The 507-nt window shown below is 62.5% G+C and carries 1 protein-coding gene; it reads right to left on the reverse strand.

Features of this window, described 5'->3' with window-relative positions; all coding sequences use genetic code 11:
• Positions 1–55: 55 nt before the first annotated feature.
• Positions 56–507 (reverse strand): hypothetical protein (locus ACU8YC_RS26320; RefSeq protein ID WP_446896166.1); only part of this gene is annotated, 452 nt, incomplete at its 5' end.

The raw sequence follows: 507 nt of genomic DNA on the forward strand, positions 1-507 counted from the left end.
GAAACCTAGAGCTGGCCGGTCCGGCGTCTCTGACCGTCAGGAGATAGCATCGGCGTCAATCCTTGCATTCCAGATCGCCGGTGAGCAGCGGCTGAGCGTTGGCGCTCGCCGGCACTGTCCCGTCCATGCTGTAGATGTAGACCTTCGGATCGGCGAAACCGATCCGGCCCTGGACGGAGCGACCGGTCGCTCGGTCGAATCCAGTCAACACCGTGTCCTTGAACGGTTGGCAGGGAAGCGAGGCCGTGATGTAGCCCGAGCCGCCCGTGACTTTAATATCCAGCCGAATACCGAGGATCTCTCGACCGAATCGGCGGTAATCGGCCGTGGCCGAGACTGAGGCGGCGGCCGCACCGCCGCGTGCGACCGCGGGCGTGTAGACCGTTCGTGCGAGATTCGTCGTGAACCCAGTATTCCCGATGGACTGGCCGTTATCATCCGTGATGTTGACGCCCGCACCATACTCCCATTTTGGCGGCTCCTCTCCGCTCTCGGCATTGTACTTGG

Source organism: Citrobacter sp. VF227 (assembly GCF_052950715.1).